The following is a 17,318-nucleotide window of genomic DNA, read 5'->3' as shown; positions in this document are numbered from 1 at the left end:
TCAGTTTATTTTTGACAATTCTTATCAATATTATTCTTTATCAAAAGTGAGCGGAATTCCTAAAGAAATGCGAACTGAAATGACTTTGAAATTCTTTGAGGCAGGAAATAAATTTAAAACTGATAATCCATTTAACGAATTAGAAACTGTAATTATTAAAGAAATGAGAGCGGATTTAAAAACTGATAACTTTGAAAAATAAAATACTACGCACAACACCTTATAAAAATAATTGCGGTTTAGTGCTAAACAAAGGTAGTCAGGTGTTTGCTACGTCTGATTTTCCTGCGGAAAATCCTCGCACACAAACCCGCCTATTCTTATACATAAACGTTGCCATAGTTCAACTAACGGATGAATTTACAGCAAATCCAGCACCCGCTCCAACGCCATTCCTCGACTCCCCTTAACCAAAACCATTCCTTTTTCTAAAGGATTTTTACTGAGGTGCTCCTTTAAAGCATCGAACGTTTTGAATTTATTGAGTGAAGTTTTCGCCCCAAAAAAGTTTTCACCCACAAGAAAAACAGTATTGAATCCTAGGTTTTCAGCTAAATCCGCAATGGCCTGATGTTCTTCGGCTGCAGTTTGCCCCAGTTCAAACATATCACCAATAATAAGTGTCTTTTCCTTTGCATCCATGGCACTGAAGTTTTCCAAAGCGGCACGCATGCTGGTGGGATTGGCATTGTAGGCATCCAAAATAATTTTCAGCCCATTTTTATCGATAATTTGTGATCGGTTGTTTTGGGGTTGATAGGAGGTAATGGCTGTCTTGATGTCTTTCAAAGGGATATTGAAATATTTCCCCATAAGGACGGCTACACAACAATTGGGGAAATTATACGTGCCAATGAGCAGGGTCTCAATGCGTGTTCCTTCCACTTCAAGAACCACAAAAGGATTGGCTTCAACACATTGAATGTTGTAATACTGATGGTTTTCAGTGCTGAATCCCATTTTTTTGATATAGCCCCCTAATTTTTCAAGCTGAATGGGGTCATCCCCGTTCATAAAAATATATTTGCCATGGGCCATGAGGTGGTCATAGAGCTCACTTTTCCCTTGAATGACCCCTTCCACACTTCCAAATCCTTCCAAGTGGGCTTTCCCAAAATTGGTGATGTAGCCAAAATCGGGCTGGGCAATGCCGCATAGAAATGCAATTTCCCCAATATGATTGGCGCCCATTTCAACAATGGCAATCTCAGTATCTTTTTCTATGGACAGAAGCGTTAAGGGAACACCAATATGATTGTTCAAGTTGCCTTTGGTGGCGATGGTCTTGTACTTTTTGGAGAGTACTGCATTGATCAATTCCTTGGTGGTGGTCTTGCCATTGCTCCCGGTAAGGCCTATGATTTGGGCCTTGCTCTGCTTTCTATGGTAGAGCGCCAATTCTTGAAGGGTTTCCAAAACATTCTGGCATAGGATATATTGGCCTGAGGCATTGTACTCCTCCTCATCAATTATGGCATAGGCTGCACCTTTTTTTAGGGCTTCCCCTGCAAATTCATTTCCGTTGAAATTGGGCCCCTTTAAGGCAAAAAAGAGGCAATTATCCGTTATTTTACGCGTGTCCGTACAGATTTTGGGGTGCTCCAAAAAGAGCGCGTGAAGCTGTTCCATTGTCATAAATCGAAGATAAAAAAAAGCCCCGACGTTTGGTCGGGGCTTTTAAAAATACTCGCGATAATTTATCTAGCTTTTTTATGTCTTACCGTCTTGTTCTTGGTTTTGGATTTTGATCCCACCCTAGACATGGCACACCTAAATCCGATATCATCTGTGGCCATATATTGTGGCAGATATCTACGCTGTGAGGGATCCAACCAATACGCCCTATCTCTCCAAGAGCCACCTTTGTATACTCGAACTTCATCATTGATCAAAGTGGTTCTGTAGTTTGAGGTATCATATTGGCGAATAAGATTTCCAGTGGAATCACGCTCAACCTTGTGTTTTGGGGAATCGTACATTTTTCTGTTGTCCTCTTCATCGCTGAACCTGCTAAAGAACCTTGAGGAACCGGGGTCACCATCTCTGTAGCCGCGGTTGTCACTCTTATCGAAGTTGGTTCTTAGATACGTTTCTTGCTCGGTAACCGGAACTTCCTTGATTTCACCAGGAAGGTTGATGGCAACTATTTTTCCATTGGGTAAGGTGTCATAGACAATTTGGTCTTCCAATATCTCTACTTTGCCATCTTCACCAATGGCCTTTTTTGTGAAAACGTTTCCACGATAGTAATTGAAATCACTGATTTCGTCATCCACGATAGGGCGGTACACATCGGCTACCCATTCGCTCACGTTTCCGGCCATGTCATAGAGGCCAAAATCGTTGGGTTTGTATGATTTGACTTGTGCTGTGATATCGGCACCATCATCGGACCATCCGGCAATTCCGCCGTAATCTCCTTTACCTTGCTTAAAGTTGGCCAACTGGTCTCCACGACCTACACGTTGTCCATTTCGGGTGTAATCCCCTTCCCAAGGATATTTTTTTCTACCTCTGTAGTTGTTGTATTCCCGTGTTCCAACGAGAGCCTGTGCAGCATATTCCCACTCCGTTTCGGTAGGAAGTCTATATTCTGGCATAATGATGCCACTGCTTCTTTTGGCAAACGCATTGATGGAATCCCGTTTTTGTTTTCCTTGAAGGGAATCAATCTCACCACCATATACTGATTCTGGATTGTTCAGGTAGGCCTCGGTGCTAAAAGTACCATCAACCTCACCGTTCATCACTTTATATTTGGTATCATCGGCCAAAAAGCCTTCTCTTTCCAACATTAGCTCATTGACCCTATCCGTCCTCCACTCTGCATACTGGGTGGCTTGTACCCAGTTTACGCCAACTACGGGATATTCGGCATAAGCGGGGTGTCTTAGATAGTTATTGGTCATGGTCTCGTTAAAGCCCAATCGGTTTCTCCATACCAAAGTATCTGGCAGGGCCCCTTTGTATATATTGGCATAGGTGGGGTTTTCTGGAGGATATACTTCTTTCAGGTAATCCAGGTATTCCAAGTACATTACGTTGGTCACCTCGGTTTCATCCATATAGAACGATTGTACGTGCTGTTGTGTAGGTGTGTTGTTCCAATCGTGCATAACATCGTCCTGGACCTTACCTTTGGTAAAGGTGCCTCCTTCAACAAATACAGTTCCAGGGGGTGTTTCCTGCTCCTTAAAATCTGAATTATATTGAAATCCACCCTCCTTTGCATTTATTTTCCATCCCGTGGCTCTGGAGACGTTTTTAGAGGATGAGGAGTTTTTACAACTCGAAAAACTTCCCATTACAATGGCGCAAGAAAGTACAACTTTGATAAAGTGCTTTTTCATAATTTGGGCTTGAGTACTTTATACTTAAGGCGTTATGCCCTCAGTAACTTCAATTTGTTTTGATTTTTAAAACCTTCAATGGCATTAAAACGATGTTTTGGCCATAATATTTTGTGCTCATAAAAATTTGTAACAATGCCGTTATCAACATTTGCCACACTTCTGTAACGCATCTGGTTTTAAAATAGTATGGATTGCCTTTGTTTTAACGATTTTATATGTGATTAGAACGGAAAAATGGACTTAATTCCTGCATTAATTTGTCCTTTGTTCAAAAAAAGAACACCTTGCTACAAGAATTTGCCCAAAAACTCGTTTACATGTAAACGTCTAAGATAGTTTTTAAACCTAGAACTTCACTATTCACTAAAATGATTAAATACTTAAGATGAAAAAGTTACTGATACTGGTAGTGCTCCTTGCCGTGGTCCCACGGTTGAGCGCACAGCAAGAAAGAGTAATTACAACAGCTGTTCCTTTTTTGACCATAGCTGCAGATGCTAGAGCGTCTGGTATGGGAGATATGGGCGTGGCCACTTCTTTTGATGCCTATTCTCAACAATGGAACCCTGCCAAATACGCATTTGCCACCCAAAAAATGGGAGTGGGCGCAAGTTATACTCCGTATTTGGAAACCATTGTCAATGATGTTTCCCTTTTAAATGCCAACTTTTACAATAAACTCAATGACCGAAGTGCCTTTGCATTTGGCCTTCGTTATTTTGGTTTGGGTGAAATAGAATTGCGCCAGACCATAGATGAGGATGCCACACTGGTAAAACCAAATGAATTTGCCATAGACGGGTCATACTCCCTAAAATTGAGCCAAACCTTTTCCATGGCCGTTGGAGGACGATTCATAAGTTCCAACCTAAGGTTTCAGGATGGAACACAGGATTCCCAAGCTGCTAATGCCTTTGCGGTTGATGTGGCCGGATTTTATCGTTCCAGGGAAATTGCATACAATAATTTTGATGGCCGTTGGAGGGCCGGTTTTAATATTTCCAATATTGGAGGATCTCTTCAATATGATGAAGGGGGACAGGAAAACTTTTTGCCCACCAACTTGAAATTTGGCGGTGGGTTCGATTTCATATTCGATCAAGACAACATTTTGGCAATCAATACAGAGTTCAACAAGCTGTTGGTGCCAACCCCAAGGGATTTTAACGGCGACGGTGTCATTGGACCAGAAGATAATGATGAATACCAAAACATAAGTTTTTTCAAAGGAATGTTCGAGTCCTTTGGAGATGCCCCGGATGGTTTCAGCGAAGAACTCAAGGAAATTACCTGGGCACTTGGAGCCGAATATAGATTTAGGGAAGCCTTTATGCTACGAAGTGGCTATTTTAATGAAAGTGAAGAAAAAGGATCTAGGAAATTCTTTACACTGGGAGCTGGTTTCAAGTTTAAGTCAGCACAGATAGACCTTTCCTATTTGTTCTCAACCTCACAGGTCAAAAACCCATTGGAAAACACACTGCGTTTTTCGCTTACCTTTAATTTCGGCGAAGAATTCTATAACGATTAGCAAACCATATAATAGTAGCATAAAAAGCCTGTCCATGGACGGGCTTTTCTTATTTTTGGTAAAGACCAAGGAGATATGGAAAAAAAACAGATCGGTTTTGAGCTTACCATCTTTGAAAGCATAAATGAACTTTCACAAAGTGAACAAGAATTGTTACAAGCCGCAGAACAAGCTCAAAAAAATGCCTATGCCCCCTATTCCAATTTTCAGGTTGGGGCAGCCGTTTTGTTGGAAAATGGAGAGATTGTTATTGGGAGTAACCAAGAAAATGCATCCTATCCCTCAGGGCTTTGTGCAGAACGTGTGGCTGTCTTTCAGGCTGGGGCAAGATATCCCGGGGTAGCCATCAAAATATTGGCCGTGACCGCTGGGTCAAAAGACCATGTGGTTAATTCCCCTGCCGCACCGTGCGGCAATTGCAGGCAGTCCATTATGGAATATGAACAAAACCAAAAAACACCCATTGTCATATTGCTGAAGGCAGAAAAAGGGCCTGTTTTCAAGTGTAGTTCCATGGCAGACATTTTACCCTTGGCTTTCAATAGTTCATTTTTGGGGGATTCTTAAACCAATTCTTTTTCCAAAAGAGATATATATGTATTTTTGCTCTCCCCACTACAGGGGAATTTCACATAATTGCACCGTTGATGAAAAAAATCACCAAAGAAGTTTACCTAAAATGGTATGAGGACATGATGTTCTGGAGAAAGTTCGAGGACAAATTGGCCGCTGTCTATATTCAACAAAAAGTTAGGGGTTTCCTCCATTTGTACAATGGTCAGGAAGCTGTTTTGGCAGGGTCCCTGCATGCCATGGACCTTACCAAAGACCGAATGATAACCGCATACCGTAACCACGTACAGCCCATAGGAATGGGGGTGGACCCCAAACGTGTCATGGCTGAACTTTACGGTAAGGTCACGGGAACATCAAAAGGTATGGGAGGCTCCATGCACATTTTTTCCAAGGAACACCGCTTTTATGGTGGTCATGGAATCGTGGGCGGACAGATTCCATTGGGGGCCGGGTTGGCCTTTGCCGATAAATACTTCAAAAGGGATTCCGTTACCCTTTGTTATATGGGAGACGGTGCCGTTCGCCAAGGTTCGTTGCACGAAGCGTTCAACCTGGCCATGTTGTGGCAATTGCCCGTAGTGTTCATCTGTGAAAACAATGGCTATGCCATGGGAACCTCTGTGGCCCGTACAGCACACTCCACAGACATCTGGAAATTGGGATTGGGCTATGAAATGCCCTGTGGACCCGTTGACGGAATGGACCCAGCAATCGTGGCCAAGGAAGTGGACAAGGCCATTGAACGTGCCAGAACGGGAGGAGGACCAACGTTCTTGGAGATGAAGACCTATCGCTATCGAGGGCACTCCATGAGTGATGCACAGCATTATCGTACCAAGGAAGAAGTGGAGGAATACAAAAAGATAGACCCTATTACCCAGGTAAAGGACATAATTCTTGAAAAAGGATATGCTTCTGAAGATGATTTGAAGAAAATCGATAAAAATGTAAAAGCTTTGGTGAGCGAGTGCGAGAAATTTGCGGAAGAATCAGATTTTCCACCAAAGGAACAATTGTACGATACCGTGTACGAACAGAAAGACTATCCATTTTTACAACATAAATTATAAGTAGATGGCGGAAGTAATCAACATGCCGAGATTGAGTGATACCATGGAAGAAGGTACCGTGGCAAAATGGCTCAAAAAAGTAGGTGATAAAGTGGAAGAAGGCGATATTTTGGCCGAAATCGAAACCGATAAGGCCACCATGGAGTTTGAATCCTTTCATGAAGGAACCCTTCTTCATATTGGGATAGAGGAAGGTGATGGCGCTCCGGTTGATTCACTTTTGGCTATCATCGGTGAAGAAGGAGAAGATATTTCTGCTTTGCTCAATGGAGGGGCAACCGAATCCAAAGATGAAACTGCCGATGCTCCTGAGGCCAAAGCCGAAGAGAGTCCTGCTGAACCCGCCAGTGCACCAGCTGAAATACCGGAAGGGGTTGAAATCATTACCATGCCCCGTTTGAGTGATACCATGGAAGAAGGTACCGTGGCCAGCTGGTTGAAAAAAGTGGGCGATGACGTGGAAGAGGGCGATATTTTGGCCGAAATCGAAACAGATAAGGCCACCATGGAGTTCGAATCTTTTTACTCCGGTAAATTGTTGCACATTGGCATCCAAGAGGGAGAAGGTGCCCCTGTCGATGCACTTTTGGCCATTATTGGCCCAGAAGGAACCGACGTGGATGCTGTTTTGAAGGCACAGGCAGGGGGAGGTTCCTCGGCAAGTGCACCGAAAGAGGAAGCTGCACCAAAAGAGGAATCCAAAACCGAAGAAGCGACCAAGACAGAAACTGCCGCTACAACTCAAGATGGAAGTCGCATTTTTGCCTCTCCTTTGGCCAAAAAGATAGCCGAAGAAAAAGGCATCAACTTAGCCGATGTAAAGGGAACTGGGGACAATGGAAGGATTGTCAAAAAGGATATTGAGAACTTTAAGCCATCACAGGCAGCCCCAGCCTCTGAAAAGCCAGCTGAAACAACCGGTCCAGTTGCACCGGTAACTTTGCCTGTAGGCGAGGAAAGTGTGGAAGAAGTAAAAAATTCTTCAATGAGGAAGGCCATTACCAAGCATTTGAGTGCTTCCAAGTTTACGGCGCCACATTTTTACTTGACCATTGAGGTGGACATGGACAATGCCAAGGCATCAAGGGCACAAATCAACAATTTGCCCGACACCAAGGTTTCTTTCAACGATATGGTATTGAAGGCCTGTGCCATGGCATTGAAAAAACATCCGCAGGTAAACACTACTTGGACCGATGAGGCCACAATCTACAAACACCACATCCACATGGGTGTAGCTGTTGCCGTGGATGAAGGTTTGGTGGTTCCTGTAATAAAATTTGCTGATCAGCTCAGTCTTAGCCAGCTTGGTGCTGCGGTGAAGGATTTGGCAGGTAGGGCCAGAACCAAAAAAGTCAAGCCTGATGAAATGGAAGGAAGCACTTTTACCGTTTCCAATTTGGGCATGTTCGGTATTCAAGAGTTTACTTCCATTATCAACAAACCCAATTCAGCCATACTTTCCGTTGGTGCCATTGAAGAGAAACCTGTGGTTAAAAATGGCGAAATTGTAGTGGGCAGCACCATGAAAGTGACTTTGGCCTGTGATCACAGAACAGTGGATGGTGTTGTTGGGGCCCAATTCCTTCAGACCTTAAGGGCCTATTTGGAAAACCCTGTGACCATGTTGGCGTAGTGCTGGTTGTCCCTTTCGACTCCGCTCAAGGGACGGTTGACAACTTATTGCATAAAAGCATCCTTTTGGGATGCTTTTTTTATCTTTAGAAAATTCAAAAAACGAAAAAAATGAAAATGTTCCTTCATACGTTGACCCTGGTTCTCTTGATGAACTGTGGCTCCACAAAACTGGTTCAGACCCCTTCACAAGGAGGAGAGCAGAGTGTAACGGTCAATACGGCAAAGAGTGCTGATGACTCCTTTACCACCTCAGGCCGAATTGGTGAAATTATGAATTATCTCGCTTCAGATGATTTAAAGGGGCGTGATTCTGGAAGTGACGGCATTGAAATGGCCGCTACCTACATTGAAAATTACTTCAAATCATATGGGGTGAAGCCTTATTTTGAATCGTACCGGGATACACTTACCAATTTTAAAGACCCTTCCTATAACATTGTGGGGATTGTTGAAGGGAACGATCCCGTTCTGAAGAATGAATACATTGTGATAGGGGCACATTACGATCATATTGGCACTATCGCCCCGGAAAATGGGGATTATATCGCCAATGGAGCCAATGACAATGCATCCGGCACCACCTCTGTTATGGAAATGGCCCGATACTTCGGTACCCAAAAGACCAACAAACGAAGTCTGATTTTCGCCCTTTTCAGTGCTGAGGAAAAAGGCTTATTGGGGTCGGAACACCTGGCCAAAAAGTTAAAAGCGCAGGATTTGAACCTCTATACCATGCTCAATTTTGAAATGACGGGCGTGCCGTTGCAAGGGAAGGACTATTTTGTGTACATCACAGGGTATGAGCGCTCCAATTTGGCCGAAGTGAGCAACACCTATGCCAAGGAAGAATTGGTGGGATTTTTGCCTACGGCAAAAGAATACAACCTATACCAACGCTCGGACAATTATCCTTTTCATAAGGAATTCGGAGTGCCGTCACATACCTTTTGCACCTTCGATTTCACCAATTTTGGGCACTACCACAAAGTTGGGGATGAGGTGGACCTGATGGATTTTGGACATATGGCCACCTTGGTGAACAAGGTGTTGCCTGTTATTGAAGGAATAGCCAATAGTCCGGAACAAGAAATAAAATTAAAATAGCAAAGTGTCCCCTTGAGGAGACTTTAGGGGTGTGTGGATTCCCGACTTCTCGGGAATGACAAATTGAACTAATTATGGCAAACATCATCATTACAGGAACAAGCAGGGGCATCGGTTTTGAATTGGTCCAACTTTTTGCCCAAGAAGGACATAACGTGCTGGCTTTATCCCGAAATGCACAACCTATTTTGGATTTGAACCTGCCCAATGTGAGTGCCCTTTCTTTTGATTTGGCCAATCCCAAGGATTTTGAAAAAGTAACCCAGTTTTTGGAGAAGGAACAGTGGCATATTGTGGATGTGCTCATCAACAATGCAGGAAGTCTGCTCAATAAACCATTTTCCGAAACCACTGCTGAGGAGTTTGAAGCCGTTTACAAAGTAAATGTCTTCGGTGTGGCAGAAATGATTAAAGCTGTACTTCCTCAAATGGGCAAAGGGGGGCATGTGGTCACCATCAGTTCCATGGGGGGCGTGCAAGGGAGCGTTAAATTCCCGGGATTATCGGCGTACAGTTCCAGTAAGGGAGCTGTTATCACCTTAACCGAGCTTTTGGCCGAAGAACACAAGGAAACTGGCCCTAGTTTTAATGTGTTGGCCTTGGGTGCCGTACAGACCGAAATGTTGGAAGAAGCCATTCCGGGGTACCAAGCCCCGGTCACTGCATTGGAAATGGCCACTTATATCAAGGATTTCGCCTTGACAGGGCAGAATCTTTACAATGGGAAACTGTTGCAGGTGAGTAATAGTACACCATAAATTTCGACATCGAACGTATAATCTGGACATTAAATGTAATTTTGTTCCAGTGAACACCACCCTCCAAAAATACCTTCCAGAATGTGCGATAGCTCCTTGTTTTGAGCTCATCAAAACCCATGGCGTGCATTTAAAGATTGTAAACCACCGCGTTACCCGGCATGGCGATTACCGGAGAATGCCCAATGGATTGCACCAGATTACGGTAAATGCTTCGCTCAACAAATACCGATTCCTCATTACACTCGTCCACGAAATTGCACATCTGGTGGCCTTTGAACAGTATGGTCGCCGCATAAAACCCCATGGCCTGGAATGGAAGCGTACCTTTCAGCACTTAATGGTTCCCTTTATCAGGCCCGAGGTGTTTCCGTCGCAATTATTGCCCATCATTGCCAAACATTTTAAGAACCCAAAGGCCAGTAGCAGCACCGATGCGCGTTTGTCCATCGCTTTAAAGGCCTTTGATGAGGAGGAACGAAAGAACAGTTATGTATATGAAATTCCAACGGGAAGTGTTTTCCGTTTGTACAATGGCAGATTGTTCAAAAAAGGAAAAAAGAAGGTAAAGCGATACGAATGCGTGGAATTGTCCACGGGCAGATTATATTTGTTCCAGCCCAATGCTGAGGTAGAATTTATTGAATAATTGTCACCTCGAACGCCCGCCTGCCGGACGGGAAAGCAGTTGAGAGGTCAATAAAAGGTCTCGACTGCGCTCGACCTGACATCAATTATAAGGATTGTTTCTGAACGCCCGTCTGCCAGATGGGGAGAAATGAAAAATATAGAAAATGAACAAGAACTATTACGCAGTTTTAATGGCCGGAGGTATCGGTTCCCGATTCTGGCCCGTAAGCACAACAGCCAACCCCAAACAGTTCCACGATATGTTGGGAACAGGGAAGACATTGATTCAAAAGACCTTTGATCGTCTGAATCGATTCATCCCAACAGAGAATATTTTGATTCTTACCAATGAGCGCTACAACGATTTGGTTTTGGAACAGTTACCAAAGGTAAAACAGGACCAGGTTGTTTTGGAACCAGCCATGCGAAATACAGCCCCCTGCATTTTGTATGCCTCATTGAAGATTCAAAAAATGAACCCCAATGCGGTGATGATCGTGGCACCCAGTGATCATTGGATTGAGGATGAGGAAGCCTTTGAAAAGGATGTCATTGCGTGTTTTAACAAATGCGGGAAAGAAGACGTGCTCTGCACGCTTGGTATTCAACCTACCTTTCCCAATACGGGCTTTGGGTATATCGAATTTGAAAAAGGAAGTGACGAAAAGTTGAAAAAAGTGTCCCAGTTTAGGGAAAAACCAGATTATGAAACTGCAAAAGAGTTTTTGGCCCAAGGTAATTTTTTGTGGAATGCAGGAATTTTTATGTGGAGCGTGAAGACGATTGTGGAAGCCTTCAAAAAGTATCAGCCAAGTCAATATGAATTGTTTGAAAAAGGCATTGTCAGCTATAACACAGCTGAAGAGCGAGCCTTTATCCAAGAAAATTACGCCAAGGCGGAAAACATATCCATAGATTATGCTATCTTGGAACAATCCAGATCCATTTACACCTTACCGGCCACTTTTGATTGGAACGACCTGGGAACCTGGGGTGCGCTATATGACAAATTGGATAAGGACGAATCTGAAAATGCGGTGGTCAATAGCCAAGTATTGTTGGAAAACGCCAAAGGCAACATGATTCGTTCCCCAAAGGGGAAAATAGTGGTAGTGGATGGGTTGGAAGACTATATTATTGTGGACAAGGAAGAGGTGTTGTTGATCTACCCCAAATCCAAACAACAGGATATTAAAAAAGTATTGACCCAAGTAAAAGAAAAATTTGGGGATCAGTTTGCGTAATAGATGAGCGAAGAACAAAAAAAGGATATTGAAACAACTCCTCCGAATCAGGATAGTGGGGACGAAGTAAAAAAGGACTTCAAGGGGCTTTTGGGCAGTGTGCGGAAGTTTCTTTCCGATTTATTGGAAATACGTTCCAATACCGATGCCGCGGCCACCAAAGAATCCATCATTGCCGATATTCCTTTTAAGGGCCATACCTCTTGGATTTTGGTCTGCTCCATTTTTATTGCGTCCGTTGGATTGAATGCCAATTCCACTGCCGTTGTTATTGGAGCAATGTTGATTTCCCCTTTGATGGGCCCTATTTTGGGCATGGGGATGTCCTTGGCCATCAACGATATTGACACCCTGCGACGATCGCTCAAAAACTTTGCGGTGATGGTGGTGTTGAGTGTGATCACGGCATTTTTGTTCTTTTATCTTTTTCCGCTCCGGGATGAATCTTCAGAATTGCTGGCCCGTACCAAACCGGATATCCGGGATGTATTGATCGCATTTTTTGGTGGACTCGCCCTAGTGATCGCCCGGGCCAAAAAGGGAACCATTGCCAGTGTTATTTTTGGGGTTGCCATTGCAACCGCATTGATGCCGCCACTCTGTACTGTGGGTTTTGGATTGGCCATAGGCAAACCTTGGTATGCGGCTGGGGCCATGTACTTGTTCACCATTAATACCATTTTTATTGGATTGGCCACTTTTTTGGTCATCAAGTTTTTGCGATTTCCCATGGTTCGTTATGCCAATTCCAAACGGCGGCGATTAATAGCTCGCTTGGCATCCATTACCGGTATTTTGGTGATGATTCCGGCGGGGTTTACGTTTTATCAGGTTTTTCAGGAATCACTCTTCAAAAAACAGGCCCAAGAATTTTTAAAGGAGACCATTGAGGTATATCAATTTGAAGGAGCCGGTAGGTATGTGGACAATTTGACCAAGATCGAATATGTGGACGATGGAACCTCACTTATTGAAGTTGTTTGCATGGGTGATGAACTGATCCCAGAGAATATTGTGAACACTTGGCGGGTCCAAAAAAACCAATATCCACGATTAAAGGATGCCGAACTCCACATCATTCAGGGAGGTAAGGACGATTCTGAAGAAAAGTTCACCTATGTAAGCGAACTCTATGAAAAGAACAAGGCCGAACTTCTTAATAAAGATGAGCAAATACGGCTTTTGGAAGAAGAAGTGGCCAATTTGACCAAGAGTTTTGGGAAACAAATCCCTTTTTCTATGATTAGTGCCGAAGCCAAGGCCAATTATGAGAACTTGGCCAGTTTGGGCTTTTCCTATCGAATACAGACCGACTTTGACAAGCTTGATACCGTTCCGGTCTTTGAGGTAAAGTGGAAAGATGGGGTAGGAAGTAATCAAAAAGAGGCAGATGCCAAAAGAATGCTGAGCTGGCTAAAATTAAGGTTGCAGGATTCTACCCTTGTGGTGAAGGCAGTGGAGTGATTTTTTTAAAAAGTCGGAAGTCGGAAGTCGGAAGTCAAAGGTCAGAAGTCGGAAGGAAGTGGGCAGTCAAAAAAGTTCAAGTGTCAAGTGTCAAGCTCAAGACCATAAAACCATAAACTCCAAATCCCGATAACCTGAAACAGTAGGCAGTGGCGGTGTACAGGCAGTAAGCCAATAACAAAATCGAACAAGCAGACAAATCAATTCCGTTCCTCAATGTACATCTGACGCACCTTTTTAAAGAGTTCTGAGGAATACACAAAATCGGTTACGGCTTGATTGTCCGTCTTAAAGATTTCCTTGTTGGTGCCTTCCCATTCTTTGTGCCCATTTTTTAGAAAAATGATTTTTTCCCCAATTTCCATCACGGAATTCATGTCGTGGGTGTTGATTACGGTGGTTATATCATATTCCTGGGTTATCTCTTGAATCAAATTATCAATGAGAATGGCTGTTTTGGGATCAAGGCCTGAGTTGGGTTCATCGCAGAAGAGGTATTTTGGATTCATCACAATGGCACGGGCAATGGCGACCCTTTTTTGCATCCCTCCGGAAATTTCTGCGGGATATTTTTTATGGGCATCGATAAGGTTGACGCGCTTCAGTACAAAATCGACCCGGTCTTGCATTTCGGCTTTGGATTGTTTGGTGAACATATCCAAGGGAAACATGACATTGCCTTCCACCGTCATGGAATCAAAAAGGGCACTTCCCTGAAACACCATACCCATTTCTTGTCGAAGGTTGCGGCGTTCCTTTGAGGAAAGTTCGGAATAATACTGTCCATTATAACAAATTTGGCCTTCCTCGGGCTCAAAAAGCCCCAACAAACATTTTAGGAAAACGGTCTTTCCCGAACCACTCTGTCCTATGATCAAATTGGTCTTTCCCTTTTCAAATGTGGCTGATATGCCCTTGAGCACATGCGTGTCCCCAAATGATTTGTGTATGTTTTCCACTTTGATCATTAGCCGAGCAGTAATTGGGTTAATAGGTAGTTCAAGATAATAATGACCACGCTGGTCCATACAAAAGCTGTGGTACTGGCCTTGCCCACTTCAAGGGCGCCCCCTTTCATGTAAAAACCATGGTAGGAAGGCAATGTAGCAATGACAAAAGCAAAAACAACCGTTTTGATGAAGGCATAGGTCACATGGAACGAATCAAAATCCAGTTGAAGTCCTTCAATGAATTCGCCACTGGGAGCATACCCGCCAAAAACAGCGGCGATCCAACCGCCCAGAATCCCCACGAACATGGAAATGGCCACGGCAAAAGGATACATGAACATGGCTACGATCTTGGGAAAAACGAGATAGTTCAATGAATTGACACCCATTACCTCCAAAGCATCAATCTGTTCCGTTACGCGCATGGTCCCAATACTGGAGGTTATATAAGAACCTACCTTACCTGCCATGATGATGGATGTGAATGTAGGGGCAAATTCCAGAATAACAGATTGTCTTGTTGCGAAACCAATAAGGCTCTTGGGCAACAAAGGGCTGTTCAGGTTCAATGCGGTTTGGATGGTAACAACCCCTCCGATAAAAAACGAGATGAATATGATAATGCCCATGGACCCATATATCAATTCATCAATCTCTTTAAAGATAAGGGATTTCATGATGGGCCATTTGGTTGGCTTTTTAAATACTTCCCATATCATGATGAAGTACTTTCCAATCGCTTCAAGATATTTCATGCGCTTAAATTGGACTTGCGGGCATAAAAATAAGAATATTGTTAAGCTTTTAACCTTGAATTAAAATATTAAACAGGAATATTGAATAGCTTTGCTATCGTTTTTGTTAAATCCAACCCATGAAAAAAAACAATCTTGTTTTAGTATTGCTTACTTTTTGCATCATTGGTTTGACCTATGGCCAACGCAGAAAAAATAATGCTGAGGAAAAAGCCCCTGTAGAAATAGCCCAATCGCCAAAATTGGTAGTGGGCATTGTGGTAGACCAAATGCGATATGATTACCTTACCCGTTTCTGGAACCATTATGGCGAGGGCGGATTTAAACGCTTGGTGAATGATGGCTTCAATTGCAAGAACCACCACTTTAACTATGCGCCCACCAGTACAGGGCCTGGGCATGCTTCAGTCTACACGGGAACTACGCCAGCCACCCATGGTGTCATCGGGAATAATTGGTACGATAAGGAAACCGGGGAAGAAGTGTACTGTGCAGGTGATGGTAGCTATCAATCGGTGGGTACTACGTCCGATGCTGGCCAAATGTCGCCCCACAGAATGCTGACGACCACTATTACCGATCAATTGCGTTTGCATACCCAGCAACGAGGAAAAGTCATTGCGGTAGCTCTAAAGGATAGAGGTGCTGTATTGCCCGGAGGCCATACGGCCAATGCGGCCTATTGGTTTGAGGGAGGGGATACCGGAAACTGGATTACAAGTTCATATTATATGAATGCGTTGCCCCAATGGGTGAGTGATTTTAATACTTCGGACGCTGTTGAGGCGTATAAGAAACCATGGAATACGTTAAAACCCATAAACACCTATGTGGAGAGTGGACTGGATAACAATTCCTATGAAGAGAAGATAGATGGGGAGACCGATACTTCCTTTCCGCACGACCTTCCTACATTATGGGAAGACAATGGTCAGTTTGGTTTATTACGGATTACACCTTTTGGCAATAGTATTACTGCAGATTTTGCACTAGCTGCTTTAGAGGAAGAGGATTTAGGAGCAGATACCATTACCGATTTCTTGGCCATTAGTTTTTCCAGCACGGATTATGTGGGACATTTTTTTGGCGTGAATTCCAAAGAGGTGCAAGACACGTATATACGGTTGGATCAGGATTTAGCTCGAATTTTTGCTGCTTTGGATGAAAAAGTCGGAGCAGGAGAGTACACCGTGTTTTTGACCGCAGATCATGCGGCGATCAATGTTCCGGCCTATTTGGCCGATCAAAAAATACCGGCAGGCTATTTGGACATGGCAGGAATGCGGGAAGAGTTCAACGAGTTTTTGCAGTATAAATATGGAACTACGGATGTGGTGAAGAACATTTCCAACTTCCAAATATTCTTGGACCATAAAATCTTGTCCAACTTGGACATTGACCTAGATGATGCTGAAGAGGAAATTGCCAAGGAGTTATTGAAATACGAAGCCGTTAACCAAGTGTATACCGGTCACCAAATGTGGTCGAACGAGTATACAGAAGGGATTCCCTACATTTTGCAGAACGGTTATAACCAAAAACGTTCTGGGGATATTTTATTTGTACCGAGACCTGGGTTTATTTCCTACGGAAAAACAGGTTCCACCCATGGTTCACCCATGATCTATGACACCCATGTGCCCTTACTGCTGTATGGCAAGGGGATTGGGCAGGGAAGCACGGTCAATAGGACTGAGATACCGGATATTGCACCGACCATTGCAGCTTTGTTGGGCATTGCCTTTCCGAATGGGACCACTGGGAAACCTATTGGGGAGGTCTTGGAGTGAAGTATTATTTTTTATAATAGGATTTTATAAATTCCACTTTCCGGATTTAATTGATAATCCGAACCCTGGATAAGGATTTGATTATAGCGGGTGAAGTCGCAACAATTATCTTTTGCCCTTTCAGCCTCCACTTTGAGAGAAAAAATAAGGCTGTCCGAAACAAATATATTATAATCAATTGTTTCGGTTTTCCATCCAAAGGAATTTAGCTTAAGTTGATTATTGCTAAAGGCGTGTTCTATTAATTTGTTATCGGTTTTGTCCAATACTCTTATTTGTTCAGGCACAAAAGTGTCATTGTCAAACAAATTCTTCCCGGTACTGGCATCGATAAATTCAAAAACCAAGGGTTGGGGTGGAGTAAAGCATTCATTACAATCTTTCTTGCAACTTATAATGGCAAATAGTAGTACTAGCATTACCTTTTTTATCATATTCTTGACATTTAGGGATGG

General features: G+C 43.4%; 16 protein-coding genes. 11 read left to right on the top strand and 5 right to left on the bottom strand.

Annotated elements, in window-relative coordinates:
* Window positions 1–202 (top strand): hypothetical protein (locus tag A7D14_RS20155; protein ID WP_218058561.1); only part of this gene is annotated, 202 nt, incomplete at its 5' end.
* A gap of 158 nt (window positions 203–360) precedes the next feature.
* Here the strand turns inward: A7D14_RS20155 and murF are convergent.
* Together murF and gldJ are read right to left on the bottom strand one after the other, a co-directional pair.
* A complete protein-coding gene (murF, locus tag A7D14_RS18280) occupies window positions 361–1,635 on the bottom strand; it encodes a UDP-N-acetylmuramoyl-tripeptide--D-alanyl-D-alanine ligase (protein ID WP_067037719.1) in 1,275 nt (424 codons plus the stop codon).
* A gap of 62 nt (window positions 1,636–1,697) precedes the next feature.
* Window positions 1,698–3,350 carry a gliding motility lipoprotein GldJ gene (gldJ, locus tag A7D14_RS18275; RefSeq protein WP_067037716.1) on the bottom strand — a complete coding sequence of 551 codons (1,653 nt, stop codon included), beginning with the start codon at window positions 3,348–3,350 and terminating at the stop codon, window positions 1,698–1,700.
* Between the two features lie 388 nt (window positions 3,351–3,738).
* Between gldJ and porV the strand changes: the two genes are divergently transcribed.
* The 9 genes from porV (at window position 3,739) to A7D14_RS18230 (ending at window position 13,368) form a co-directional block, all read left to right on the top strand.
* Window positions 3,739–4,884, top strand: a complete 1,146-nt coding sequence (porV, locus tag A7D14_RS18270; RefSeq protein WP_067037715.1) for a type IX secretion system outer membrane channel protein PorV — start codon at window positions 3,739–3,741, stop codon at window positions 4,882–4,884.
* Window positions 4,885–4,959: 75 nt separating this feature from the next.
* On the top strand, window positions 4,960–5,451 hold the full coding sequence (gene cdd, locus A7D14_RS18265) for a cytidine deaminase (protein ID WP_067037713.1): 492 nt from the start codon (window positions 4,960–4,962) through the stop codon (window positions 5,449–5,451).
* 80 nt (window positions 5,452–5,531) lie between these two features.
* Complete coding sequence (pdhA, locus tag A7D14_RS18260) at window positions 5,532–6,530, top strand: pyruvate dehydrogenase (acetyl-transferring) E1 component subunit alpha (protein ID WP_067037711.1); 999 nt, start codon at window positions 5,532–5,534, stop codon at window positions 6,528–6,530.
* A 4-nt stretch (window positions 6,531–6,534) separates the two neighbouring features.
* On the top strand, window positions 6,535–8,166 hold the full coding sequence (locus A7D14_RS18255) for a pyruvate dehydrogenase complex dihydrolipoamide acetyltransferase (protein WP_067037708.1): 1,632 nt from the start codon (window positions 6,535–6,537) through the stop codon (window positions 8,164–8,166).
* Window positions 8,167–8,276: 110 nt separating this feature from the next.
* Window positions 8,277–9,272 carry a M28 family metallopeptidase gene (locus A7D14_RS18250; RefSeq protein ID WP_067037706.1) on the top strand — a complete coding sequence of 332 codons (996 nt, stop codon included), beginning with the start codon at window positions 8,277–8,279 and terminating at the stop codon, window positions 9,270–9,272.
* Window positions 9,273–9,346: 74 nt separating this feature from the next.
* Window positions 9,347–10,030, top strand: coding sequence for an SDR family NAD(P)-dependent oxidoreductase (locus tag A7D14_RS18245; protein ID WP_067037704.1), 684 nt, complete (start codon window positions 9,347–9,349; stop codon window positions 10,028–10,030).
* A gap of 49 nt (window positions 10,031–10,079) precedes the next feature.
* The gene (locus A7D14_RS18240) at window positions 10,080–10,679 is read left to right on the top strand and encodes a SprT-like domain-containing protein (RefSeq protein WP_067037702.1); all 600 of its coding nucleotides are present in this window, start codon (window positions 10,080–10,082) and stop codon (window positions 10,677–10,679) included.
* 145 nt (window positions 10,680–10,824) lie between these two features.
* The gene (locus A7D14_RS18235; RefSeq protein ID WP_067037701.1) at window positions 10,825–11,904 is read left to right on the top strand and encodes a mannose-1-phosphate guanylyltransferase; all 1,080 of its coding nucleotides are present in this window, start codon (window positions 10,825–10,827) and stop codon (window positions 11,902–11,904) included.
* Window positions 11,905–11,907: 3 nt separating this feature from the next.
* Window positions 11,908–13,368, top strand: a complete 1,461-nt coding sequence (locus tag A7D14_RS18230) for a DUF389 domain-containing protein (protein ID WP_067037699.1) — start codon at window positions 11,908–11,910, stop codon at window positions 13,366–13,368.
* A gap of 200 nt (window positions 13,369–13,568) precedes the next feature.
* Here A7D14_RS18230 and A7D14_RS18225 read toward each other — a convergent pair whose 3' ends face one another.
* Window positions 13,569–14,336: an ABC transporter ATP-binding protein gene (locus A7D14_RS18225; RefSeq protein ID WP_067037697.1), complete on the bottom strand. Its 768-nt coding sequence runs from the start codon at window positions 14,334–14,336 to the stop codon at window positions 13,569–13,571.
* Window positions 14,336–15,073, bottom strand: a complete 738-nt coding sequence (locus A7D14_RS18220) for an MlaE family ABC transporter permease (protein WP_067037695.1) — start codon at window positions 15,071–15,073, stop codon at window positions 14,336–14,338. Before A7D14_RS18220 ends, A7D14_RS18225 begins: the two co-directional genes overlap by 1 nt.
* Before the next feature lie 119 nt (window positions 15,074–15,192).
* On the opposite strand from A7D14_RS18220, the gene pafA reads away from it, so the two are divergent.
* Window positions 15,193–16,863, top strand: a complete 1,671-nt coding sequence (gene pafA, locus A7D14_RS18215) for an alkaline phosphatase PafA (protein WP_067037693.1) — start codon at window positions 15,193–15,195, stop codon at window positions 16,861–16,863.
* 11 nt (window positions 16,864–16,874) lie between these two features.
* Here the strand turns inward: pafA and A7D14_RS18210 are convergent.
* Window positions 16,875–17,318: hypothetical protein (locus tag A7D14_RS18210; RefSeq protein WP_218058560.1), on the bottom strand; the 444-nt coding region annotated here is incomplete at its 5' end.

The sequence above is a fragment of the Allomuricauda sp. CP2A genome, from assembly GCF_001683915.1.
In the GTDB taxonomy this organism is placed as follows: Bacteria; Bacteroidota; Bacteroidia; order Flavobacteriales; family Flavobacteriaceae; genus Flagellimonas.
The sequence above is the reverse complement of the archived record's forward strand: the minus strand, read 5'-3'. Positions and strand labels throughout refer to the sequence as shown.